We start from the raw sequence: 23,801 nt of genomic DNA on the forward strand, positions 1-23,801 counted from the left end.
AAAACATCCTAAAAGGCAACTTACCCGCAATGAAATTACTTCTGCTGATCCTTGGCATTTTTGTTTCCGCTTTATCCGTCCGCGCACAGGAAAATTTTACCATAACCGGAAAAGTAACCGATCACCGGTCCGGACAGCCGCTGCCGTTCTGCTCCGTCGCGCTTTTTAATCCGCTGGACTCTGCCATTGTGAACGGCCTGCTTGCCAACGAAAACGGCGGGTTTGCATTTAAAAACATTCCTTCGGGAAAATACTATATAGTAGCACAGTATATCGGATACAGCAAATCCGTTGTCGCATTGCCTGAAATGTCAGCTGGAAAATCGATCATTGATCTGCAGACCATTGCCCTGGAACCGGATGTAAGAACACTTCAGGAACTGAATGTTACGTCGGAACGGCAAACGGTTGAAAACAAAATAGACCGGCAGGTTTACCGTGCAGATAAATTCCTGAACAGTCAGGGCGGTACAGCGATTGACGTGCTCAGAAATACGCCTTCAGTGACGGTTAACAGTGAAGGTGAAATTACTTTGCGCGGATCTTCCGGATTTCTGGTTCTGGTGAACGGAAAGCCCGTTCAGGCCGATGCGGCAACCATTCTGAACCAGATTCCGGCCAATACGATTGAAAATGTTGAAGTGATCACATCGCCTTCGGCACGTTTTGATCCGGACGGAAAAGCAGGAATCATCAATATTTCCACGAAAACGGCGCAGGCCGGCAGACGTTCGTTTTCAGCGGGGATAACAGGCGGGCTGCCTGCGGTATATACGTACAACAACCTTCATCATCCGCTTCGCTTCGGTGCGGATGCTGCTTTTAATGTCCGTTCTGAAAAATGGGATTTCAGCGCAAGCGCCAATTACCTTCGCAACGACATTGCCGGACGCCGGATCGGGGACGTGCATACGACAATCCAAAATGTATTTACCGCTTTTCCATCCGAGGGCGAAAGAAGTTTTATTAGATATAACTACACTGCGCGCGCTGCTGTTTCCTTTACGCCCGATTCGCGCAATGCTTTTTCCGCCGGTTTATACAAAGGCTTCCGTTCACAATCGCGGCGTGCGGACATTGTTTATAACAATACCAAAACGGACCTTTTGACCGGCAAAACCATCGGACAGATTACCTATTTCAATTCCAATGTAGCCGAAAAATCAGGCGATATCATGCTGGGAAATCTGGACTACACCCACTTTTTTGCCAATAAATCAGCGCTGACATTTTCCGGCTTATTTGAAAAAGCGGATCTGGACGGGCTGACAACCAATCAGAATCTTTCCCTCCCCGGCCGGCAGGAAATACTGCAGAGCAGCAGAAACCCGAGCCGGAATCCGCTGAATGCGTGGAGGCTCCGGGCGGATTACACGGTGAATTTGGGAAAAGGCAGGCTGGAAACAGGTTACCAGTTCAGAAATCAGGTTCAGAAAGGAAATTTTCAATATCTCGACCTGGATACGGAAAGCGGTTTGTTTCAGATTGTTCCGGAGTTCAGCAGCAACACCGAAGTTGTCAATCAAATCCATTCGCTTTACGGCCAGTATTCTGCCAAACCGGGAAAACTGGAATATATCGCCGGACTTCGTTATGAATATGCCACACGCGCATTTACAGCCGGAAGTGAGCCCGCGCGCAATCTTGATCTGTCCAATCTTTTTCCGACGCTTAATTTACAATATCAGTTCAGCAATTCGTTCAGGGCCAAGGCCGGGTACAGCAAAAGAGTACAGCGCTCGACAAACAGTGAGCTCAATCCGTTTCCCGAACGCGAACATTCCGAAACGCTCGAATCCGGCGATCCCAATGTCCTGCCGGAATTCATTGACCTGAGCGAAGTGGGCATAACCAAGGATTTCGGCAAAGGAAGCGTTTTTGCAACCGTTTATAACCAGCGCATAAAAAACGTTGTAAACCGTGTGAATTCGGTTTATAACGACACCATTCTGAACCGGATTTATACCAATGCCGGCCTGGCCACCTCGTGGGGGCTGGAAGCGGGCAGCACGCTGAATATTGCAAAATGGTGGCAGTTTTATGCGGGTGCAAATGTGTATCAATACCGGATAAAAGGTTCTTTGTTCAATAATGATGTTCAGGTGAATACGGCCAGTCTGGTTTATACGGTCAATGCCAATACCACGTTCCGGATTTCGCCGTCTTTTCAGCTTCAGGCATCGTATAATTACCTTTCCAAACGAGTGACCGCACAGGGTGAAGATTCACGGTTTATTACACCGGGCATGTCGGCCAGAAAAACGTTTCTGAACGGAAAACTTGCCGCAACGCTGCAATGGCAAAATATAGACCTCGGATTGCTCGGCACCAACAGGCAGCGGATTACAACATCCGGAAGGGATTTTTTTACAACAACCAATTACATTCAGGAAATAGATATTTTTCAGCTGAACCTTGTTTTCAACCTGAACCAGACTTCTAAAAAGTCAAAGCTGCCAGCCAGCGAATTCGGAGAAAAAGAATTCTGAGCGGCTTTTTGTAATTTATTTTATATAAAAGGATTTCCCTGATTTGTCAGCCGATAGATCAGGGAAATTTTTTTATAATCCTGTTTTTCAGCTTGTATGCATGCCTGTATTATTTATCAACTTTTCGGTTCGTTTTTGCAAAAGATATAAAATGGCCGTTTTTAACATGCGCTTTACCGGCAGGATTTTACCGTAAAATCTTCCTGTGCCGGATTTTAAAATGATAAACAAAGATCGTTTTGAGGCTGAAATCCGTAAATGGAAACAATACAGACGGCGCCAATTTGTAAAAGATTAAACCGGAACAAATTGCTTTTATTACCAGAAATAAACCGCTGTATGTGAAATATGAATTGTTTATTTCGGAATCATTCTGGCGGATATATTTTACTTTTGTTTTTTGAAATACATTTTTTGGCTTCCTGCGCTTTGTAATCAGAAAGGGAATGATTTTTTAGTCTGATTATGAATGCATTAGAAGTAAATAATACATGTAAAATAATCTTTATAATTTATTAAAAACTAAAATTATATGTTGTAAAAATAGTACTAGTTGTAATACTAACTAGTTTGATAATGCAGTACATTTCATTAAATGTTTAAAGTTTAGTTTAATTAAAAGACACATTAAATTCAGTTTAACAGCTTTTAAAAAGTACATCATTCAAGGTAATATATGGCAAATTAAATAGCCTGCTATTTTAAATTGTCAATCAACAATTAACCAACATGCGTTTCAGATTAAGATATTTAAAGTATATCATTTCATTGTTAATAATGCTGGGCTTTATTGTCTGGCTTTTTGTGCGGCCTACTGTGCTGGAAATGGCAAAAGACAAGCTGAGTGAGGCAAGATCATACGGAGAAATAAAAGGGGTATGGCAGCAATATGAAGAAGATCTTGTAGACAATCCGGAATGGAAAAATGTAATCGAGCAGAAACTTTCAGCAACTGGATTGAACGACAAGCAAAAGCAGGATCTGAAAACATGGCTTCCAGAAGAAGAGCAGATCGCGTCGCTGACGTCTGTTGAGCGTCCCGCAGAAAAGCCGGATGCGGTCAAAACGGAAAGTGTAAAACAAAATGCGGTAAAAACAGCAAGTGAAAAACAGGATGCAGTGAAAATGGAAAGCAAGGAAAATGGAGTGAAAGCTCCGGTCGGGAGCGGGATCAGTTCCATTGAAGAATCCAATAAAAGCCTTTCGAAAAAAGAACTGGCTGAACTTTACAACAAACAGGGAGATGAGAAATGTCAGGCATTTAAAGCTGCAAATGCGCCGCATCTGTATCATATCGCAAATGAATATTACGAATATGCAGCTTCTTTAACCAATTCTGAACCGAAAGTATGCGAGTAGTAATGTACGTGATTGCCGGAATGTTTTTGTGGATTCATTCGGGTATGGCGCAAAAGCCGGTTAACAAATCCGGCGAATTGTGGGCAGTCTGGGAAGAAGCCGAAAAGAAGCTGGAAGCCGGTCAGTTTGACAATGCGATTGTTTTATACCGCGCTTACGAACCCAGTTTTTCGTACCGGCTGAAACAGGCCGAAGGGTTGAAAAAACTTTACATCGAAGGACAAAGACTTCAGAAAGCAGGCAAATATCCGGAGGCCATTAATGTGTATAAAAAGCACAGGAGTTTTGAAGGCGTAGGCAGCCTGACGGCATTTGACACGAAAATTGACGAATGCATTGCGCAAATGGCGGGCTCCAACAATTCGGGTACAAAAGATTTTGAAAGAAGAATCCTGGCCAGCGAACTGGCTTATAAAGGCCAGAAAAAGCTGCGTGATCTGGATACGCTGGGCGCGGAAAGGGATTACAGCATGGCTAAAAAGTACGGCGGCAATTTTTCAGCAACGTTAAAGGAGCAGTATGAAGAAGGCCTGAAAATTACGAAGGAACTGCGGGAATGGGGACGGAAATACAGGATGTCAAAGTCGCAGAAATTGTCGCTTGAACAGGAAAAGGAACTGCTGGAAAGTTACCGCAGAATCAAGGGAGTTCCGGTAATCAATACCGTTGAAACAAAGACCAAGGAAATTATTGCAAAAATAGAAGGCAGCAATTCCATGCTGAGCTATGCGCAGAACTGCGAAACGGATCTGCTGCTGAATTACATCAGCCAAAACCAGTCGCAGCTTGCGTATTCCCAATCGCTTGTCAGTACACTAAGCCAGTACAAAAGCATCCAGTATAAAATCGGCATGTTAAAGTCCAGCGCGGAAAATTCCAGAACCGTAAAAAGTGCCTATTACAGTATTGACAGCATGGTGAGGTCCATCAAGGAACTGCCGGAAGATGTAAAAGCCAGTCTTGAGGAATGTATCCGAAATGATAAAACCAGAACCTTTGAAGCCTATGCGGATCAGGCACGGAAATCGGGCAATGTAAGTGTTGCCAGAAAGTATGAAGCCATTGCGCAAGGCCAGGAAGTCAATATCGATGCAGCGCCGGCACCCTGTGCAGGAGCACCGGCTTTCAACCGCGGAATCATCATTGTAAGAGAGCACCTGAAAGCATGCAAACCGTCTGAAGCCAAAAGGATATGGGACAATATTTCACGGCAGCTTGGAAATTGTGAACAGAAAAACGACATACTCGAATCTTACCAGAGTCTGCAGGATTCCATCCATCAGATGAGTGCCGATGCGCGTACGCTGGAGGGTTATCTGGCAGACGCAAAAAAACTTACCCAGGACAAAAAGTTTGAAGATGCCAGGCTTAAATATCAGCAAATGGCTGCGCTGGATGTCTGCAATGTGACGGAACGGGATCAGGAAGTACGAAGAGGACTGGCAGAAATCAAATCCAGAGAAATTCGTCCGATGTACCGCATCGGACTGACGGGGAGCGTGGGTACCAATAAACCGGCGTACTCGAATAAAAGACTGAGTTACGGCCTGGTTACAACAGGCGGAATTGATGCGTCGTTTATTGATCATCATAATCCGATTGACGTAGTGGCCGGAGCTGAATATTTCAATTCCTTTTATTATGCACTGGATAATGAAGCATACACAACGGCGCGGTACAAGCTGGAAGGCGTAAGTTTGTCACTGGCTGTAAAACTTCATCTTTCCAACACCAATCCGAATAAAATAAGACCTTATATCAAAATCGGAAGAGAGGAAATCATTCCGGTAAATTATGAATTTGAGAATTATGCCACTTCGGTTATTGTCAAGGACAGAAAGCAATTAAAGAAAACCGTATCTTCTATTATCGGCGGGTTCGGACTGGAAATGCAAAGAAAACATTTCGGTTTTTTTATTGAGGGAAGTCTGAATTACGGAATAGGAGGGTTGTATAATAAAAGTATTGCAAATCAGAATATCAATACCACTACGCCGAGCGGAGCCTATTTCCGCAGGGCGGCAGGCCGTTTCGGATTCCGTTTCTGGTAAAATGCATGCGCTGGTTTTTCTATAAAAATGAAATGCCGTACAACAAAATGTTTTAAAACAGGAACGTTTACTGTAAAAGGATTTCAAAAGCCTTTTACAGTAAACGTTCCTGTTTATTCCGGTTCTTCCGGCTTTACTTTCATGGATTCGCACCAGTGATTCCATGTACTTGCGCCGAAGTTACTGATGGTCCAGGTGCGGAGTTTGATGACTTCACGGAGCACAAACTTATGCCACCAGCCTTTGGGATAAGATAATAATAGCCACTTGTATTTTTTAACAGCTGCTTCAATTCGGTTCATTATTTATGAGGTAATTTCAGGTTCAGAATCTTTGCTACAAAAAAAAGAGAATACCTGAACAGGGCATTCTCTTGATGGGTTACAACAAAGATCTTTTATGACTTGCAGAGTGTAAACCCGGTATTGTGTCCCGATTTATTTCAGCAATATATTGAAAATCATATAATCAAATAGCAATTAGTACGAAAAAAGCTGCAAATTAGCTGATTGTTGCACAGATAGCTAATTACTGAACATTTGTTCAACTATTTTGAATAAAGTCAAACCGTTAAATAAATTCATTCGGGTTTTTATTCCGAAAAACATTTATCACAATGTTGTGAATTCCATATACGCTTCTGTGAATTTCCAAATAAAATAATGCCAGACAAAAGACAGATTGCACGAAATGCATTTGTTCTGACAGCCATTTGCTTCAGGCTTACAGCTATTGGCTCAGAGTGAACGGCTGCATGCTGAATGCTTAAAGCCAGCAGCTAACAGCCTTTGCTCTGAATTTAAGTGACAAAGAAAGTGCTCCGGAAAAAAGGAAATATCATGATGTAAAAAAAGGTAACCCAACTTTTGAAAAAGCTTTCATCAGCATGTTGACATTTGCCTTTTTCAGCAATTAAAAATGAATATATGGGAAAGTACAATCCCGGTTTTGCAGAACAGTAAACGTCGGTATACGTAAATAGAGGAAAATATGCCTCAACTGGAAATTTATTTACGGGTTACAGCTTGTATTTAATAAGGTACAGTAATTGAATCATGCTTTTGAAATTAACAATTATTCAACAGCAAATTCATGAAAATCAGATTTAACCCGCGTAAAAGCTCAGTCCGAATTTTTTATTACCTCCTTGTTTCCGGTTTGTTTTTCAGTCTGGTTTCCTGCTCACTGGAAGACCACAATCCGCAGGCGCCGGGGACAGTAACACCGGTTGGTGCCAAGCCGGCATGGGCCCCGGATATTGACAATGAAATGTGGGCCGTTGTGGAGCAGTTACTAAGTTACGGCGACAAACCGATTCCGACGCTTACACCTCAACAGGCACGTATGAACCATACGGTCAAGGATGCCGTAATGGATCTTGTAGCCAAATTCAACATTGCTGTGCCGGCTCCGCAGGTGGATACGGCCGGAAAAGATATTCCGGTAACCGGCGGATCCATTCATGCACGTGTTTATACGCCGAAAACTGGCAGCGCACCGTTTCCGGTCATTGTCTATTACCATGGCGGCGGCTGGGTCATTGCCAATATTGACGTGTACGATGCTTCTGCCAGTGCGCTGGCCGAGCAGACCGGTGCGATTGTGGTTTCCGTAGGTTACAGAAAAGGTCCGGAAAGAAAATTCCCGACAGCGCATAACGACGCATTTCAGGCTTATCAATGGGTAATGAACAATGCGGCAACTTTCCGGGGCGATACCACCAAAATTGGCGTGGCCGGTGAAAGTGCAGGCGGAAACCTTGCGGCAAACGTAAGCATCATGGCGCGTGACAGCAATGTGAGTCTGCCTGTTCATGAACTTCTGGTTTATCCGATTGCCAATTCGGACACGACATCGGCTTCTTATACGAAATATGCTGCGGCCAAACCGCTTGACAAGCCGTCTATGCAATGGTTTTTCAGAAATTACCTGAACACCATTTCCGAAGTAACGAACCCGAAGATTTCAATTGTGAATGCGGATCTGAGCGGACTTCCGTCTACAACCATTATTCTGGCTGAAATTGATCCGTTGCAGAGTGAAGGAAGTTTGCTGGCCGAAAGAATGAAAGCTGCGGGCGTGGAAGTGACTTCCAGGCTGTATACAGGCGTAACGCATGAATTTTTTGGTGCGGCAGCCGTTGTGCCGGATGCAAAAGATGCGCAGGCTTTTGCCGCGGCTGAATTTAAAAAGGCATTCAATAAGTAAGCTGACAAAAATCGTATTGCAGCCGGATTCCGTTTGGGAGTCCGGCTGTTTTTTTAGCTAACAAAAATGTGAAAAGGCATTATCGGAGTTCCCCCGATGCTCTAAACGCAGCATTGCTGAAAATTTCATTACCTCAACCCTTCAAATACAGCCGGAAAAGGAAAGCCTGACATGTCCCATGGCTTGAATCCTTTAATCTCGAACTGCGTTCCACTCTGATTGTAAAGCCAGAAAGGATCAGAATTAAAACGGGCATAATCTGCTTTCAGGGCTTTTTCAAGCGCATTGATTTTTTCCTGTTCTGCAACGGGAAGCGAACTGAAATAAGAGGCCTTGTTTTTCCGGACCGATTTCATGCGGTAAATATATTCCAGCAGGTTGTAGCAGGTTGTAAACTGGCCGCAGGCAATCAGTGCCGGCAATTTTCCCGACTGCTGGCTGGATGCATCAAACCAGAGCGTTGTACCCGTTTCGAATGCAGCCTGGGCAACAATCTGAACCGCTCTGCCGGGCTTTAACGAAGGAATATTCTGCCTGACATAATCATTGGAAAATGAAAGATCGTAAATATGGTTTGTTTTGAGGCGGTAAATGTACTTCTTGCTTTCATAGGCATTGTGATAAAGCAAATAACGGATGCGCTTTAAAAATACGTCATTGTTCAGCAGCAGAACCGAGCTGATCCGTTCCTGAAACATCCGGACAATCACCAGCAGCGGCGTGGCACCAAAGTGACTGAACAGATTGGTGACAATGTTTCTGGAAAAGTTCTTGTCCAGGTTCAGGCCGCCGATCAAATGAATATTTCCCTTGATGTAAGACCGGACCAGCAACAGTGCGGCCAGCACAATTGCGCTCACCAGAAAACAGGCCGTTCCGGCTGCAATCGCGATTTTGGCCTGGTTTATTGGTTGTATATACAAAAATCCGGATGCCGTCAGAGCAGCGGAAAGCGTGCCTGCAATCAGAAGCAAGATGATGATGCTATGGATTGTAATGCCTTTGATACCCGTGTATGCGTCCTTTTTTGCATCAGGAATGTACGGGTCTATAAAATCGCTTCCGACATCGTTGATCAGCATCAAATCAAAGGGTTTGAAAACCGTTTTTCCCGACTTCCTTCTTTCCTGTGCATCCAGAATGCTTTCCAGCGCCTGATTATCCGTAATGCCGCCATCCATCATGCCGATTTTGAAATCGTCCACAAAAGGAAACTGGCTTGCAAGCCGGATGATATCATCCGGTTCCGGGCCGGGCGGAAGGGAAGCAATGATCTGTTCGGCAGCAGGTTTTCCATACAGTCTTTCCAGTTCGGTTTTGTCATATTCTTTCAGCCTGACAAATAGCCCGTCCAGCAATTCTCTTTTGTTCAACTCCGGCAAAGCGGTTTTTACATGGGATGAATAGGCATTGTAAGTGAAATCGTCCGGAAAAACAACGGGTTCAAAGCCAGCCGGGAAGCACGAGGAAGCAGCCAGCAAATCCGAAAGTTTCAGCCTTTTAGCCGATTTATAAGAAAGGCTGATATTCCTGTTTCCGAACCGGAACTGCTCGTCCGATTTGTAAAGCGGGTCGGGCTGCATTTTGATATTCTGCCTGAATAAAAGCCCTTTGTAAAATTCGGTTGCGTTGAAACAGATTTCCTGAATATGTGCCGGCGATCCGGACTGGTAAAGATCGCCGAGCAAGGCTGCATCAAAGAGTGCCGAGTCGTAGGCAAGTGCAAATGCGTTTATGATATTCCGTTGCTTGTTCGGCCTGAGTTCCCATTGTTTGTCATCGTTCAGAATTCCAAAAACCTTGTCCAGCAGGTCGGTACCTTCCAGATTTTCCAGAAGCGATTTATAAAAAGTGCCAAAAGGAAGTCCCCGGGCATTGTTCAGCGTATACATGGCGCCAGCCATTGTTCCGCCGGATGCCGATGAAATGTAAGTGACCCGGCTCAGTAGCGTTGAGCCGCTTTCCAGCTTCAATGTATCCAGATAACTGAGTACGCCCAGGCTGAAAGAAGCGGCCCGGAAACCTCCGCCGGATAACGCCAGTGCAATGTTGTCAAAAGGGTTGTGCGTTCGTTCGGAATCCTGCCGGATGCTGTTTTCCATGCTTGAAAATAGGGGATTTCGTCATTGTCTGTTTACGGCATCTTTCAGTCATGGGAACACAACCTGTTTATTCGGCATGATCCCGTTATACCTTTTCAGCTGCGGCTTTTCATGGCTGCTATTCTTTTACTTCAAACAGTATGCCTGAACGAATTGGAACTTCTTGAATATATTGCGGCAAATTAATTGGTAAAAACCAGTCCTGCTTGAAATCTTAACCTTTTTACATGAACAAACGATTTGTACCTGTATTGTTGCTGAGTGCCATGGCGCTTGGCATCCTGCTGATCGCTTCGCCGGGCTTTACGCCCTCCGGCCGGCCTGTAAAAGCACCCGAACGCCCGAATGTCATTTTCATCATTTCCGACGACCATACTTCCCAGGCCATCAGCGCTTACGGCAGCAAACTTGCCAAAACGCCGAACATCGACCGCATAGCCAGAGAAGGCGCCATTCTTTACAATAATGTGGTGGTCAATTCCATTTGCGGCCCGAGCCGTGCCACGCTGCTGACGGGCAAGTTCAGCCATATGAACGGCTACAAACTGAATGAAAAGCAATTCAATATCGATCAGCCGGTATTTACGGAAGAACTGCAGAAAAACGGTTATCAGACAGCATGGATCGGGAAAATGCACCTTGGCTCGCTGCCGCACGGGTTTGATTACCTGAATGTACTGCCCGGTCACGGCAGTTACTATAATTCGGATTTTGTCAATTCGGACAACAAAACCGTTCGCTATCCGGGCTATGTTACGGATGTGATTACGGATCTATCAACCGAGTGGCTGCAAAAACGGGATAACTCCAAGCCTTTCTTTCTCGTTGTGGGGCACAAGGCAACGCACCGCGAATGGCTGCCTGCCCTGGAAGACCTCGGTGCTTACGACCATGTTGATTTCCCGATTCCGCCCACTTTTTACGATCAGTATGAAGGAAGGCTTGCCGCCCAGAAACAGGATATGAGCATTGAAAAAACCATGATCCTGAAAACGGACCTGAAAATACATGCCGATTACGACAACGCCAATCCGAACGGAACGTACAGCCGCCTGTCACCCGAACAGAAAAAGGCTTATTACGACTATTATGAAAACAAGATCAGCAAGGAATTTGATGAAAAGAAACTCAGCGGCAAAGCGTTGGTGGAATGGAAGTATCAGCGTTATCTGAAAGATTATCTGGCAACGGCCAATTCGCTTGACCGCAACATCGGAAAACTGCTTGACTATCTGGATAAAAGCGGCCTTGCGAAAAATACGGTCGTTATTTACACTTCCGATCAGGGTTTTTACCTCGGCGAGCACGGCTGGTTTGACAAGCGCTGGATTTATGAAGAATCTTTGAAAACACCGTTTGTGATCCGTTATCCCGGCATGATCAAGCCCGGCAGTCAAGTTCGGAATGTAGTTTCCAACATCGACTGGGCTCCGACCATACTGGATATGACAGGCACTGCCGTTCCGAAAGATATTCAGGGCGAATCGTTTCTGCCGTTGCTGGCGGGCAAAAAAGCGCCGTGGCGGGAACAGGCTTATTACCATTATTATGAATTTCCGCAGCCGCATCATGTAGCGCCGCATTTTGGTCTGCGCACAAGCCGTTACACGCTTGCACGTTTTTACGGACCGGAAGATTTCTGGGAATTATACGATATTCAGAAAGATCCCCAGAACCTTAAAAACATGTATGGCGCAAAAGGTTACGAGAAAATAACGGCTTCGTTGAAAGCACAGCTGAAAGCGGATATCATCAAGTACAAGGATGACGAAGCGCTGAAACTTTTTGAAAGCAGCCCGCAATAAGCGCTCGGTTGTTCAGGCAGTTAGTCGCTTCTGGTTGCCTGAACACCTTTATTCACTTCCTTTCTGATTTCAGGAAAGATTTATTCAATGCCTTTTCTGATCAGACTGTATTCTTCATTTGCCAGCACATCCAGTTCGCCGTTCGTAGCCGCCCTGATCGAATCCCTGAATTTCCGGACACGTGAAAGCATGGGTTCAATAATGGCATTGCTGTGATTGACAAAATCGTAGAGATCCGCTTCACTGGCCGGCAGCTTGTAACCTCTTGAACTGCTTGCAATGAGCACGCCTGCATCACGCAGCGGCGCAATCACTTTGGTTTGAAAATAATGCAGCGAAACCGGACGGCTGTGCCGGGTTTTTATGTGCTCCATAAGCTCGAAACTGGAAATGTAACGCAATGGATTGATATGCCGGAAATGGAACAGAAGATAACTCAGCGTCGTGAGCTGATCCATGATATGCAGCGTCTGGCTCGGCGCTTTCCGCTGCAGGAAGTCACTGGCTTTATTAATGCTCAGTTCCGCCAGTATTTTGTTAAATCCTGAACCTTCCGCATTGGTCTTGACAAGATCGGGAAGAAAAACATCAGGCCAGAAACGGATCGTAAGCAGCCGGGGCTGCAGCACATTCACGAATTCCCGCCGCTGATCGGAAAGTACCGATTCGTCATAGCAGCGGGCGAGCGTGTCCGCAATGTAGCCGGCAGCCTGCAGGACTTCTTCATGGCTGACCTGTACAAATCCGAAAGCCGATTCGTTGAAAAGATTGGGAATATGCGTTTGCTGAACAAAATGAATGAATCCCGACATGAATGAATCGCTTTCCTGCTCCGCCGCCGCCATCATTTCCAGATCCGGAAAAACCCGGAACAGTTCTCGGTCTGCAAGTCCGTGTATAAACTTGTAAAAAGAGCCTTTATAACGCAAACCTTCAGAAACGAGCTGCCGCTTGTCCACGATCAATGCAAAAACCTGAAACGGCGCAGTTACAAGTTCTTCCAGAATCTGTTTCCGCAGCTTGGGATTGTTGCCTGTAATCCGGGTATCGATCCGGCCGTTTGTAAAATACTTTTGCTGTACATTGCGCACAACCTCACTTACTTCGGAAAGCTGCTGTCTGGGAATGATTAAAGCCGTGACGATGAAATGGGTTGAAACTTTCTTGCGCGTATTGCTTTTATTTTTAAAATCCAGATTGTTATTTCCCCAATGATCCAGAAAAGCAAGATGGTTGTGCATATGTAATCGGCTGTTTTCTTGAAATGTAAAGGAAAAAAACATTCTCCAGAAAGTAAGGATGCATGGATTATTTTCCTTGCCCGGAACCGATCCGACGCATAGAAATGGCTGAAATGGATCAAGGTCCGCAAGCAAGCCGCTGTTTGTTCCGTACAAGCCATTATCCTGGTTTACCGGCCGGGTATTATTCAAAAGTTCCGGTTATCTGGAATGAGATTTTTAGAATTCAGCGCATTTTTGCTGCATGCGAACTGAGCGGCAGACAATCATACAAATTTTAAAGTAAGAGAAAATGGATTTTGGTATTGAACAAAAAGATTTATACAGCATGCTGATGTCCGTGCTTTGCGGCGGCATAATCGGATTCGAAAGGGAGTTTAAAAACAAGTCGGCCGGATTCAGAACGATTGTGCTCATTACGCTGGGTTCCACTATTTTCACCATTGTTTCCGGGCACGGGTCCAACACGGACGACCGTATTGCAGCCAACATCATTACCGGAATCGGTTTTATCGGTGCAGGTGTGATCTTCAAAGACCGGTTTACAGTCTGGGGCCTCACAACGGCTGCCGTCATCTGGACTTCCGCTGCCATTGGAATGACAACCGGCATTGGTTATCACGCACTTGCATTTTTATTTACGATTATTACACTGATTATCCTTTTGCTTGTCAGCAAAATTGAGCGGCTGATCGGGAAACTGCAGAAGCATAAAATGCTGACCGTGACTTTCAGGAACGCGGATTTCAGGCAAATCAAAATGCTGGAAGACAAGCTGACGAACAATCATGTTCAGATGGAGCAGATACATGTGAGCAAAGAGCAGGATATGCTGACGGTCATCTGGCAGATTTCAGCGAAAAAACAGTATCTGATGTCGCTCAATGAAATTCTGGCAAATACAAAGGAAATCATCAGCTTCAAGTAAAATCGCATTTCTGCATCGGCCAACAGGAAATATCCACGCCCGAAATATGTTGCAGGCATGTTGTTTGTAGCAGTTGCGCCATATGTCCGGTGTATTTATTGCAGAAACTGCCGCATAAGGCATATTCTGAACTTAACGACTTGTAATTCAATAAACTGTGATTCCTATCAAGAATTATTTATATCCTTTGCTCATTTTGCTGGCTGCCAGCATGTGGATTCCTTGCCATGCCCAGAAAAAGTATGAGCGCGAATATGCAATCAGGCAAAGTGCAGTTCCTGAGAAAGCTGTGGAATTTGTAAGATCGGTGTTCAAAAAGGAAAAAATACATTGGTACGGCGAAGAAAGCCTGAAAGAAACCACGATTGAAGCCAAACTGAAAAGCGGCGGCAAACATTACAGCATTGAATTTGACAAGTCAGGCGAAATCCAGGACGTGGAACTGCTCAGCAGGTTCAGCCGGATTGATGCGGAAACGAGGGAAACAATCCATAAAAAACTGGAAAAGGAATTTACAAAGTACAAAGTCGTGAAAACGCAGATTCAGTATAAAGGAAGTAAAAGCGATCTGAAAAAAGCCATGCAGTCGGACAAAGTCCCTGACGATGTTGAAATTCATTATGAATTGATACTGAACGCGGTCAGGAAAAAAGCAATGAATTATTTTGAAGTCCTTTGCAATCAGAAAGGCTCCGTCATAAGCATTCATGAAGTTGTACAACGTAACTCTGATAACCTGATTTACTGATGTATAAATCTGTTTTACCTGTTTTCCTGCTGATCTGTATTCCGGCTGCGGTATTTTCCCAGGCAGTTTACAGGGCGGGCACGCTTCCGCAGCTCAACGTAAACATCAAGATCTCGGACAATCTGAAACTGAACAACAAACTGGAATCCCGTCAGATTTTTTCGGAAAAGGAAGAGGAGCAGCAGGCCCGTAACAGGTTCCGGTACGAACGGGCGGACCTTACCATGATTCTTACACGCAAATTGTCGGCTGCCAACACCCTTGGCGGCGGCTATCTAATCCGGCTGGAAGAAGGACGGTTTGCCCACAGACTCATACAGCAGTTCAATAATGTAACCAATCATGAATATGCCCGGATTGCACACCGCATTGTGACGGACGAAACGTTCCGAAGAGACAGTGCGGTTCAGGTAAGGCTGCGGTACCGGATAGGCTTTGAAAAGGCACTGAACGGAGTCAACATTGACCCGAAGGAATTTTATGCCAAATTAAATAACGAGTACCTGGGCATTTATGAAGACAAATCGGCTGACCTTGAAATCCGTGCGTTGCTGGCGCTGGGTTACAATGCCACGGATAACAACCGGATCGAAATGGGGTTTGAATACCGCGTCAATGAATTCAACAAATCGGTTCAGTCACAGCAATACTGGCTGGCCGTCAGCTGGTTTATCAGCATATGACCGTTCTGGCCGGGTTTCAGGAAAGTTGTTTTTGAAAATCAAAAATTTGCATTGTTCCTGCGGATGAATTCTGGATAACATCTTCGATCTTTACGTAAGTGAAAGCTTACAGATAGAAGCAGTTATGGCCAAAGTTCTGAACCCTTCCGTTACTCCGCAGACAAGCAGCCGGAGATTGACAAAAATCAGCAGTATTTTATTGAACTGGTCAGGCAAAATGCTGGTCATTACTGTCTGGACGAGTGCCGCGTTGTTTGGTCTGTACATTCTGGCGTTTTATGCAGCCGCACTTTATGAAGACGATATGCAGCGCTGGAACAAGGTTCTGCCGGGACTTTACAACAGGAATTCCGTTGCTGCAACTTCCGGGATCGGCTTTCATTTTGCTGCAGGCGGGATTATTCTTGTCCTCGGAAGTATTCAGTTGATAGAAAAAGTAAGGCTTCAATATCCCGCGGTTCATCGTTGGCTCGGGCGGGTTTACATTGTTGCATCATTGCTTGCAGCCGCCGGCGGAATTGCATTTATCCTGCTGAAAGGAACCATCGGCGGTACGGCGATGGACATCGGTTTCGGGTTATACGGCGCGCTGATGTTCGTGGCAGCCATCCAGACTTTCCGTTATGCCGTTGCCAGGCGTCTGGAACTTCACCGTGCATGGGCGCTGCGCTTGTATGCACTGGCAATCGGTTCGTGGCTATACCGGATGGATTATGGTTTCTGGCTGCTGCTGACGGACGGACTGGGACATACTCCTCATTTTAACGGGCCGTTCGATACGGTCATGTTTTTCTTCTTTTATATTCCGAATCTTGTTGTGGCCGAAGCGTTTATCAGAGCGCGTAAATACAATGCTTCGGCGTTACTGAGGATTTCTGCTTCATTTTTACTTTTTCTTGCAACGGCATTCATTTTGGTGGGTACTTATTTTTTCACGATTTATTACTGGGGCCCGGCTATTTTGAAATGGCTGCCGGTTTGAAAGGGCGGGAGGGAAGTTGTGACACTTATTGTCAGGTGTTGTCATTGATAGTCAATGATTGTTGATTTTTGTCATGTATAGTTATGGATCGGGACTTGGAAGATCTTTGATCTTCTGATGATTTTCAGACTGAGCGGCATCGGGTTTTTGTCAATAAGTTGTTTGTACAGGCTTCTGGTTACCCGGCAGTTCGCTCAGTCTGATTTAATTTGGTGAAGAATTTCAAATGTTACCTGCGTGCAGAAAGCAGTTCCCGCACATTCGTCCATTTTATTTCCGGATAGCGGTCGTTGTCCGTGGTCCGGTTTTGTGCGCTGAACATGCCGTAAAGGTATTGCGCCTGCTGCCAGCGCGGATAAACTTCATTTTCGCCTTCCGGATTGGCCGCACGGTCCTGTTTGTTCCGGGCAGCCAGTTCTTCACGGCTTCCGAGCCGGATCAGTTTAAACTCTTCATTAGTTATTTCATTGGCAACCGTCTGCATTTCCTTTGCACTGATCTGAAAACTCGCAATGCGCAGAATTCTTGGCGTCATGGAGTCCAGTGCGGCGGCAGCAGTAAATTCAGCCGTGTTGTCTTTGGTTGTAAAATCAATACGCCATTCAGGATCTTCAAAATAACCGACACTTTTGTTTTTGAAATCAAGAAAAGGAAGGTTGTAATGCAGCAGCTCCGCAAATCCTCCGTTGAAAATCGTCGTTGCTGCAATCGGCGACTGGTCAATGTGTTCGAAAAATGTACGTCTCAGATCAAAATTGCGGTTGTCGCCGGGCAGAAGCTGCGTATAATCCGTGGAAAAATCGGAAGGAATGAAGCGCGGGACGCCTGCGTTTACGGCCGCCCGGAGTAAAAGTGACTGCATGTCAACAATTACATCATGCAAACCCTGAAGTGCCGAAACCACACAGGAAACGTCTTTACAAGCCTTTTCAAGATCAGCGATATGGTTCATATCCGCTTCAAAGACCGTTGCGCCAAGCTGTTTAAGCTTTTCGACCTTTTCACGATCTGTCCCGCTGCGCACCAGTGCCCGTACGTCAGCCCCTTTTTCAATCAGTGATTTTACAATCCTGCCGCCCAGATCGCCCGTGGCGCCTGCAACCAGTATTATCGTTTTCATACCGTTTTGGTTTATAGTTCGTCCATTACAATTGCCTGCTGCTGCCTCTGTTTGACATCACAAGCAAACAAATGTAAACAATGTTTATTATCTAGTAATAAATGTTTACTAAATTAATTTTTATATTTACATAAAAACGATGATATGGACGAGCCGAAGAAAGCCGGTATTCTGCAGTATGACGATGAGAAACACTGGGGAAGATTGATTTATATAGCAAAAAAGCATCTGGATATCTGGTCTCACCGGAACATCAGGCCGGACTACGGGCAAATGAAACTGTCGTATATGCCGTTGATTTTCAATGTGCAGCAGAACGGAATAACGAATACCGAAATATCAAAAAAAGCGCTCATTGCCAAGCAGGCAATGAGCAGGACCGTGAAAGAACTGGAAGAAAAAGGACTGATAACTTCACAGCCTCTGAAGAAAGACAAAAGAAGCTACAAAATTCACTTGACGGACGATGGCAAAAAGTTTGTAAACGATTCCAATACCAAAATGCTGGGCCTCATTGATGAATATCGCAAGCTTGTCGGCGACAAGGAATTTGATATAACCGTTGACGTGCTGAGCAAGATCATCCGGTATCATGAAAAGCTGAATATGGAAACGGATGATGCGGATGAATAAACTCCGGCTACTTTCCGAATCTGAATCCGGCGGTCAGTTCCAGCCGGGACAAACCTTCATACTGCCCTTTTTCCAGCTTGATCTTCTGTTTGTTTGAACCTTGTCCGACGTTGATGTTGTAAAGCGTTGCCGTCGTATACGACAATCCAAAATGAACAGCCGTGCCCGCACTCAGCTGATGTGTGAATCCTGCATCCAGACCAAATCCGGCCGTTCCGCCGGTCATATCCAGCGCAGTGCCCATAAGAACGGTTTTATCCTTGTAGGACTGATAACCCAGATTGATGCCGAGTAAAATGCTGCTTTTCGGATTGGCAAGGATGTACCGGTTGAGCATGGAGGCTGCAATGTAATGCATGGAAATATCGTCCTTCAAATCGGTTCCGTCATCATGTTTATGCTTGTTGAAACTGTATTTCAGTCCAAATCCCAACGGTTCGGAAATGAAGTAATGCAAGTCGCCTCCAAGTACAAAACCTGATTTCAGTTTTTTGATATAATCCTTGTACTGGGAAGAAACCTGATCACTGACCTTTGCGGTACGGTAAGCATAGCCCGCGCGTATGCCGAATTGCCATTGGCTGTAACTTTTTCCGGAAAGCGGCTGCATGCCTTCGGGAAGTTGTGAACTGCCGTAAAACGCTTTTTTTACAGACGAAACCTTGCTGGCAGGAAGCAGCGTATTGCCGGGCTGGCCGTCTTTTGCAAAGGTAAAATAAACAAACTGTGCATTCTGTTTGGTTATGCGGCAGTTCAGCGAATCTCCGTCCGACGTAACAATCAGATCCTGAGCCTGAATACGGTTACAGATCAATGTAAAAAGGATAAAGAGGGTACATAGTTTTTTCATTTGGATTTGGTTTTTGCTAATTCATACTCGCGGCTGCCTGCTTTTTTGCTCATCAGTTCAAGGCCCGGACGGCCGATTGTAATGCCGGGAATGACGGAACATCTTACGTAATAGCTTCTGCCTTTCTGTATATCAATCGGAATCACCGATTTTGCTTCTGTTTTTGCAGAAAGTTCGGTCGGGCCTTGCTTGTAGATTTTGATCGCCTGACTGAACCGGTTTGTCACCCGGCAGATCACCGAATCGCCGAGGCTGAGGTTATAGTTGATGATCATGCCCGCGCCGCCCGTTCGGTATACGTAAAGTACGGCATAGTCAATGCCCGGATCAACTTCTTCATTGTCAGCTTTCAATGCAGCAAGCGCTGCTGCATCTATTCGCAGGACTTCGGCGGAAATGCGGTGACAGCTGCTCATAAAATCCGGCGTTTTATGTGCTGTGATCCGGATCGCGTTCCCTCCGGCTTTGCGTGCTTCTTCTTTTGCCTTTTCAAGCACCTGTGCATAGCTGCACTGAACGCTCATACCGGCATCGCCGATTTTCACTGTTCCCAGCGATTCGGCAGATTCCGGCGCTTTATCCTGTAATTCAATGACCAGCACAGCTTCCTTATAATCCAGCGGCTCGTATTTCTGAGTTACATTGGTGCGGACCTTGGGAGCACAGGCAGCCGCAAACAGCAACAAAAGATAACCTGACAACAACAGCGACTTTTGCATAGGAAGTTAATTATGCAGTTGGAACAATTGGAACTTTGCCTTGTCAAATGGAATGATCAAATGGAAAGCAAAGTAATGGAAAGGAAAAAGATATTTTAATTAGTAGCTAAATTATTCCATATAAATGTAGAATAACTTAGTGACCGGTTAAAAGCGGACTTTTCAACGAGGCTGTATGAAGTTATTTTGATATCCCGTAGGAATGCATTGTTACCAGAATGGCGGCCTTACCGTCGTTCCGCCCTGCGTACGGCAATCGGCGCAGCTGGGAGGCGCACCCAGCAGATATTCGGATCTTTGTCCGCCGTAGGAAAGCATCAAGGCACTGGTTTCCAGCGCACATTGCCGGTTGCTGATAGGCATGCACACAATATCAAAAGTATCCGGCGGCATGCAGGTCGGGTAACTTCCCAGTTTCGGCGTAATGGTGATTCGCTTTGCCGTTTCTGTGGAAGCACTGAAATATCCGAAAACAAGGTCTCCGGAATCGGTTGTGCTGGTGATGTTTCCTGTAACCTGCGATGGTTGCGGATCAAAAAGACTTCCGGTTCCCTGCGTGGTTTTGGCAAGGCTGGTCCAGTATTCGAATGCCTCTCTGGAAAGTCCGTACTGTTTTACAAGCACGCTGTATTTGATATAAAGTTTGTTGGTCGGAACCGGTACCTTGAAAAGCGGAAGGTCCTTGATGACATCACTGCTCAGCTTGACGGTGCTGCCGAGTAAAATCCCGCCTGATTTCTGGTTTCCCCAGCACTGGTTAATGTCCTGGCTTCTGGTTACAATTTTTTTGTTAATAACTTCCAGTGCTGAAAAATAGGCCGCCCGGTATTCCCACGTTTCATCAAATTTCCAGCGGTAGAACTGCGTTTTGTTGGCTGGATCGTGCGTATTGACGTAAAAAATCATGGCATTCTGAACTTCATCCAGTTTATACGTCAGGCTGTCGATGGCCGGTGTTACATTTACGGAAACGTATTCGGAAAGATATTCCTTTTGATCCGTTGTCCGGATTCGCAGCCTGTACTTGCCCGCCGTATTATATTGTTTAGGGGCTAGAAGATAAAGGCCTGATCCCGCTTCGCTGAACGCATAACTTTCGCCGGATTCTGCCTCGACGGAAATGGATGCACCTGTTTCATAATTCGGATTCTGCTCTGCATTTACATTTTGTGTTCTTCTCAGTTCAATTCTGCTGGTATCCGTACCCACATTCAGAAAACCGTCCACAACCAGAAAATTTTCAACGGAACTTACTTCCGGTGGTGAAAACGGCTCAATGCAACTGTCCAGAAAAAGCAGCAGGGCAAAGAACAGGACTTTCAGCAAACAATATTTCATACCGACAATCAGAATATAGAACTGGAAAGAAGGGAATTAAACAGCAAGCGTCCGGAACAGGGCCGGAGCAGTACAAAGTTAGCCGGTTTTTATCTATTTGCCGGCCATCCGGCCTGCTGCGACGTGTTTTTCAGCTGCACCTTGTCACTCTGGTTTTATTAAGACAGCCAGGTTTAAAACTTACTTGCTTTCCGTTCAAATTTCAGGTCCAGACGTCGTCGGAAATCAGTTCGTGGTGAATGCATGCACCGGCTTTGGAACCGGACGCAACGGCCGCTGCCACAGAACGTAACGCAGAAGTATTGTCACCGGCAGCATAAATGCCCGGCACCGTGGTTTTCTGGTAATTGTCAATTTCGATATACCCGCTTTCAATAACGGCACAACCCATTTTTTCCGGAATGTCACAATGCTGTTCCACCGGAAATAGGGTGTAAAGTGCATCGAGTTCACAAGTTTCATCATCTGAAAATTCAACTGCCCGGAGCCTGCCTTCATCATGGATCAGCTGTTTGATTTCTTTTTCAATAATGGTTATGTTCCTGTCCAGCAGCTGCTGTGTGTACGTTTCGCTGATGGTGGATTTCCCGTTGGTAAAAATAATAAGCTTGTCCGACCAGTTCCGGATCAAACGCACAAAATCCACGGCTGAGTCTCCATTGGCAAGCAGGCCGGTTTGCTGCCCGTTGTATTCATAGCCATGGCAGTAAGGACAATGAATGACGGAAATTCCCCAGCATTCGGCCAGGCCGGGAATATTGTCGATCTGATCGGTGACACCGGTTGCAAACAGGATTTTTTTAGCAGAAGCCTGCTTGCCTGCCAGCGTGGAAACGGTAAAATCATTGTTTTCACCATCCGCCGCAATAACGGTATCATCCCAGATTTCAACAGTCGGGTACGCCAGAACCTGTGATCGGGCCAGGTCGCCAATGGCTGCGGGCGTGCTGCCGTCCTGCGTTAGGAAATTATGCGAGTAAGGCGTTTGCCGGTTACAGGGTTTTCCGCTGTCGATAACCAGCACTGTCCGGATGGATCTGGCCAGTGCCATTGCTCCTGAAAGCCCGGCATAACTTCCGCCGACAATAACAACATCGTATTTTTGAATCGCTTGCATAAGTTTCATAATCAGGTATACATTCGGCATCCATCCATAAGCCCGGACTATTGATTTATAAAGCAAAAGTCATTGGAAACGGCTTAACCTTGATCCGCCGAATTAAAATGGAATCCAGCTCTAAAAACTTCATACCTGAAAAGAACCCAGTTTCCCAGGTTTCCTGAAAAAAATGTATTCTGAAGATTGTTATAACTGACAAAAACAGCATCCCAGGAGCAAGAAGGCTATTTTCCGTGCTGTTGAATGGCAAGCTTAAGAAAAAGCCTTAATACGGTACGCAGATAAAAACATTTCTTATTGACCCGTATCCGGCCTGGAAAAATCAGCCTGTATTTCTCAGGCCGGATACGGAAACATGCTTCTCAATAAAACTTCGGAGGCGGGTTCAGGGTAAGATTCTGGCGCTGGTGCCAGTACGGATAAACAGGGGGGATTTTACTTGCTTCATCAAGTCTTTTAACCTGATCCACGGAAAGGTTCCAGCCCACCGCTTCCAGGTTCTGCATCAATTGCTCTTCGTTTCTTGCACCGATAATAATGTTTGCGACGGCCGGCCGCTGAAGCAGCCAGTTGATAGCAACCTGTGAAACCGTTTTTCCCGTTTCCTCCGCAATGGCCTCCAATGCATCCGTAATCCGGAAAAGGTGTTCTTTTTCAACTGCCGTTTCCGGCACCGGGCTTCCGCCTTCCGCAACACGTCCGGTGTCGGGCCATTCCTTCTTTCGGCTGAACTTGCCGCCCAGACGGCCGCCTGCAAGCGGGCTCCATACAATAGCGCCCACTTTCTGGTCAATGCCGAGCGGCATGAGTTCCCATTCGTATTCCCTGTTGGTCAGCGAGTAATAAACCTGATGCGCAACGTAGCGGTTCCAGCCGTATTTCTCGGAAACCGCCAGTGATTTCATCAGATGCCATCCCGAAAAATTGGATGCAGCAATGTATCTTACTTTTCCGCTCTGAACCAGATCGTCCAGCGTTCTCAGCGTTTCTTCAACCGGCGTATTTCCGTCAAACCCATGCATATGGTAAATGTCGATATAATCCGTCTGCAATCTTTTCAGGCTTCCTTCCACCTATTTCAGCATGTGAATGCGCGACGAACCCTGATTGTTCGGTGCTTCCCCGAAAGTAAAAGTGGACTTGGTCGAAAGGATGATTTTGTCCCTTTGTCTGTGTGCCAGCGATTGTCCCAGCACCTCTTCGGAAAGTCCTTCGGAGTAAATATCTGCGGTATCAAACATATTGATGCCGGCATCCATGCAGATATCCACCAGTCTTGTGGCTTCTTTGGTTTGTGTATTTCCCCAGGCTTTAAAGGATTCACTGCCGCCAAACGTGGCGGTTCCGAAAGATAATACGGGCACCATAATGCCCGAAGCGCCCAATTGTCTGTATTCCATAGTCAGTCGTCAGGTTGTTTTTTTT

Annotated in this window: 18 protein-coding genes and 1 pseudogene; 10 read left to right on the forward strand and 9 right to left on the reverse strand. The window is 45.7% G+C overall.

What is annotated here, in order from left to right; all coding sequences use genetic code 11:
• Positions 1 to 29 precede the first annotated feature (29 nt).
• The 3 genes from FEM33_RS19920 to FEM33_RS19930 all read left to right on the forward strand — a co-directional run bounded on the left by FEM33_RS19920 (position 30) and on the right by FEM33_RS19930 (position 5,899).
• On the forward strand, positions 30 to 2,489 hold the full coding sequence (locus FEM33_RS19920; RefSeq protein ID WP_139013751.1) for a TonB-dependent receptor: 2,460 nt from the start codon (positions 30 to 32) through the stop codon (positions 2,487 to 2,489).
• Between the two features lie 729 nt (positions 2,490 to 3,218).
• Positions 3,219 to 3,848: a hypothetical protein gene (locus FEM33_RS19925; protein ID WP_139013752.1), complete on the forward strand. Its 630-nt coding sequence runs from the start codon at positions 3,219 to 3,221 to the stop codon at positions 3,846 to 3,848.
• Entirely contained in the window at positions 3,839 to 5,899 is a 2,061-nt protein-coding gene (locus FEM33_RS19930) for a hypothetical protein (protein ID WP_139013753.1), read from the forward strand. The genes FEM33_RS19925 and FEM33_RS19930 overlap by 10 nt, the downstream gene beginning before the upstream one ends.
• Before the next feature lie 113 nt (positions 5,900 to 6,012).
• Here FEM33_RS19930 and FEM33_RS19935 read toward each other — a convergent pair whose 3' ends face one another.
• Positions 6,013 to 6,201, reverse strand: a complete 189-nt coding sequence (locus FEM33_RS19935) for a hypothetical protein (protein WP_139013754.1) — start codon at positions 6,199 to 6,201, stop codon at positions 6,013 to 6,015.
• A gap of 790 nt (positions 6,202 to 6,991) precedes the next feature.
• On the opposite strand from FEM33_RS19935, the gene FEM33_RS19940 reads away from it, so the two are divergent.
• Positions 6,992 to 8,107 carry an alpha/beta hydrolase gene (locus tag FEM33_RS19940; RefSeq protein WP_139013755.1) on the forward strand — a complete coding sequence of 372 codons (1,116 nt, stop codon included), beginning with the start codon at positions 6,992 to 6,994 and terminating at the stop codon, positions 8,105 to 8,107.
• Positions 8,108 to 8,235: 128 nt separating this feature from the next.
• On the opposite strand, the gene FEM33_RS19945 is transcribed toward FEM33_RS19940, so the two are convergent.
• Positions 8,236 to 10,209 carry a patatin-like phospholipase family protein gene (locus tag FEM33_RS19945; protein WP_139013756.1) on the reverse strand — a complete coding sequence of 658 codons (1,974 nt, stop codon included), beginning with the start codon at positions 10,207 to 10,209 and terminating at the stop codon, positions 8,236 to 8,238.
• 227 nt (positions 10,210 to 10,436) lie between these two features.
• Here FEM33_RS19945 and FEM33_RS19950 point away from each other — a divergent pair, with 227 nt between their 5' ends.
• Positions 10,437 to 12,014, forward strand: a complete 1,578-nt coding sequence (locus FEM33_RS19950) for a sulfatase family protein (protein WP_139013757.1) — start codon at positions 10,437 to 10,439, stop codon at positions 12,012 to 12,014.
• An 80-nt stretch (positions 12,015 to 12,094) separates the two neighbouring features.
• Here FEM33_RS19950 and FEM33_RS19955 read toward each other — a convergent pair whose 3' ends face one another.
• Positions 12,095 to 13,447 carry a DUF3800 domain-containing protein gene (locus FEM33_RS19955; RefSeq protein ID WP_139013758.1) on the reverse strand — a complete coding sequence of 451 codons (1,353 nt, stop codon included), beginning with the start codon at positions 13,445 to 13,447 and terminating at the stop codon, positions 12,095 to 12,097.
• Positions 13,448 to 13,547: 100 nt separating this feature from the next.
• On the opposite strand from FEM33_RS19955, the gene FEM33_RS19960 reads away from it, so the two are divergent.
• From FEM33_RS19960 to FEM33_RS19975, 4 genes are all read left to right on the forward strand, one after another.
• Complete coding sequence (locus FEM33_RS19960; protein ID WP_139013759.1) at positions 13,548 to 14,183, forward strand: MgtC/SapB family protein; 636 nt, start codon at positions 13,548 to 13,550, stop codon at positions 14,181 to 14,183.
• 157 nt (positions 14,184 to 14,340) lie between these two features.
• The gene (locus FEM33_RS19965) at positions 14,341 to 14,931 is read left to right on the forward strand and encodes a hypothetical protein (RefSeq protein ID WP_139013760.1); all 591 of its coding nucleotides are present in this window, start codon (positions 14,341 to 14,343) and stop codon (positions 14,929 to 14,931) included.
• Entirely contained in the window at positions 14,931 to 15,614 is a 684-nt protein-coding gene (locus FEM33_RS19970) for a DUF2490 domain-containing protein (protein WP_139013761.1), read from the forward strand. The genes FEM33_RS19965 and FEM33_RS19970 overlap by 1 nt, the downstream gene beginning before the upstream one ends.
• A 124-nt stretch (positions 15,615 to 15,738) precedes the next feature.
• Positions 15,739 to 16,596, forward strand: a complete 858-nt coding sequence (locus FEM33_RS19975) for a DUF2306 domain-containing protein (RefSeq protein WP_139013762.1) — start codon at positions 15,739 to 15,741, stop codon at positions 16,594 to 16,596.
• Positions 16,597 to 16,825: 229 nt separating this feature from the next.
• On the opposite strand, the gene FEM33_RS19980 is transcribed toward FEM33_RS19975, so the two are convergent.
• Positions 16,826 to 17,716, reverse strand: coding sequence for an NmrA family NAD(P)-binding protein (locus tag FEM33_RS19980; protein ID WP_139013763.1), 891 nt, complete (start codon positions 17,714 to 17,716; stop codon positions 16,826 to 16,828).
• Positions 17,717 to 17,860: 144 nt separating this feature from the next.
• On the opposite strand from FEM33_RS19980, the gene FEM33_RS19985 reads away from it, so the two are divergent.
• Positions 17,861 to 18,349: a MarR family winged helix-turn-helix transcriptional regulator gene (locus FEM33_RS19985; protein WP_139013764.1), complete on the forward strand. Its 489-nt coding sequence runs from the start codon at positions 17,861 to 17,863 to the stop codon at positions 18,347 to 18,349.
• 7 nt (positions 18,350 to 18,356) lie between these two features.
• On the opposite strand, the gene FEM33_RS19990 is transcribed toward FEM33_RS19985, so the two are convergent.
• The 5 genes and pseudogenes from FEM33_RS19990 to FEM33_RS20010 form a co-directional block, all read right to left on the reverse strand.
• Positions 18,357 to 19,199: an outer membrane beta-barrel protein gene (locus FEM33_RS19990; protein ID WP_139013765.1), complete on the reverse strand. Its 843-nt coding sequence runs from the start codon at positions 19,197 to 19,199 to the stop codon at positions 18,357 to 18,359.
• On the reverse strand, positions 19,196 to 19,918 hold the full coding sequence (locus FEM33_RS19995) for a hypothetical protein (protein WP_139013766.1): 723 nt from the start codon (positions 19,916 to 19,918) through the stop codon (positions 19,196 to 19,198). Before FEM33_RS19995 ends, FEM33_RS19990 begins: the two co-directional genes overlap by 4 nt.
• Before the next feature lie 210 nt (positions 19,919 to 20,128).
• Positions 20,129 to 21,256: a DUF4249 domain-containing protein gene (locus FEM33_RS20000; RefSeq protein WP_139013767.1), complete on the reverse strand. Its 1,128-nt coding sequence runs from the start codon at positions 21,254 to 21,256 to the stop codon at positions 20,129 to 20,131.
• 202 nt (positions 21,257 to 21,458) lie between these two features.
• A complete protein-coding gene (locus FEM33_RS20005) occupies positions 21,459 to 22,373 on the reverse strand; it encodes an NAD(P)/FAD-dependent oxidoreductase (RefSeq protein WP_139013768.1) in 915 nt (304 codons plus the stop codon).
• Positions 22,374 to 22,738: 365 nt separating this feature from the next.
• Positions 22,739 to 23,776 (reverse strand): annotated as a pseudogene (locus tag FEM33_RS20010) (aldo/keto reductase).
• Positions 23,777 to 23,801 lie beyond the last annotated feature (25 nt).

The organism is Dyadobacter flavalbus (genome assembly GCF_006149045.1).
GTDB lineage: Bacteria > Bacteroidota > Bacteroidia > Cytophagales > Spirosomataceae > Dyadobacter > Dyadobacter flavalbus.